General features: G+C 63.7%; 1 protein-coding gene and 1 pseudogene. One reads left to right on the top strand and one right to left on the bottom strand.

From position 1 onward, the window contains the following. Positions 1 to 175: 175 nt before the first annotated feature. Positions 176 to 658: pseudogene (locus Taqua_RS13035) on the top strand (ImmA/IrrE family metallo-endopeptidase); the annotation flags it as partial. Here Taqua_RS13035 and Taqua_RS13030 read toward each other — a convergent pair. Continuing rightward, the coding region (locus Taqua_RS13030) for a DDE-type integrase/transposase/recombinase (protein WP_246094730.1) at positions 653 to 1,329 on the bottom strand (677 nt) is incomplete at its 5' end. The pseudogene Taqua_RS13035 and the gene Taqua_RS13030 overlap by 6 nt on opposite strands.

The following is a 1,329-nucleotide window of genomic DNA, read 5'->3' as shown; positions in this document are numbered from 1 at the left end:
AAGGGCGTGCCCTTCTTGAGGCGAGCTTTTTTGCGCCTCATTGCGGCCGTGCGCCTCATCGGCCGGTGGCTCGCCCAGCGGCGGCCAACCGAGACCAGTGGCGCCAACCCTGCCCAGCTGCGGCTAAGGGCGGCGTGAAAATGAATTTTTCAGGGGCGACTACTTCGATCTCGCCCATGAGCTGTTCCATGCACTGACTTGGGATGCAATGAAGCCGGATCATCGGGAGTCCAACTCCCTTGAGGAGCGCGGCCGCACACGGCGTATCGAGCACCTGGCCAACAACTTCGCCGCCGGTCTGTTGATGCCCGCCCGCGCCTTGGAGCAACTGATCGACAAACGTCACATCACTGATACAGGGCATCTGGCCGGCGTGGCAGGAGAGCTGCGGGTTGCGCCGGTAGCACTCGCTTGGCGCCTGTTCAACATGGGATGGATCGACGAAGGTACACGGGATGCGCTCCGCCAAGAGCGTGCGCGGGCACCGATCAGCAGCATCCCCAAGCGCTTCTCACCCAGTTTCGTCAGCCTGCTCCACCGGGCTATCGACCGGGGTCGCCTATCGGCCCGCAAGGCAGCCAAGGTGATGGGAATGAGCCTGCCGCAATTGACCGATCTGTTCGCAGAGCATTCGTTGGCAGCCCCGTTCGAACTATGAGGGGCTTTCATGTCCCGGATGATTATGGGGTCGCTTTTGGAACAAATCCGATCTTCGCCGATACCAGTCCTTCATGGCCTGCATGGGCGTGCGGGCATCGAGGGCAGTCTGAGGCAGATGGTGGTTGTAGAGCCAAGCGTAGCGCAAGAGGGTTTGCTCCAGGTCTTGGCCGCTGAGGAAGTGATGGCTGCGCAGCACCTCTTCGATACGACCGTTGAAGCGCTCCACCATGCCGTTGGTCTGGGGCCGCCGTGGACGGGTAAGCCGATGTTCGATGCCCAGCGCAGCGCACAGCTCATCGAAGGCGTGCTGCCCGGTGGGGGTGCGCTCACCCGTGGTGACGAAGCGGTCGGTGAATTCCTTGCCGTTGTCGGTGAGGATCGTGCGGATGCGCACCGGGCAGGCCTTGGCCAGGGCGGCCACAAAGGCGCGCGCGGCGCGTGCGCTCTTGGTGCTCTTGAGCTGGATGAACACCCAGCGCGTGGCGCGGTCGATGGCCACGAACAGGTAGCGACGCCTATCCTCATCGGCCATTTGGGGCAGGTATTTCACGTCGATGTGTACGTAGCCCGGCTCGTAGGCAGCAAAGGGGGCGTGCGTGGCCTTGCGCGCCTGCGGCTGCAGCGCCCGCAGGTTGCTCACCCCGTGGCGGCGCAGGCAGCGATCCAGGC

This window comes from Tepidimonas aquatica (assembly GCF_007556585.1).
Taxonomy (GTDB): domain Bacteria; phylum Pseudomonadota; class Gammaproteobacteria; order Burkholderiales; family Burkholderiaceae_C; genus Tepidimonas; species Tepidimonas aquatica.
This window is presented reverse-complemented; position numbering and strand designations above follow the sequence as displayed.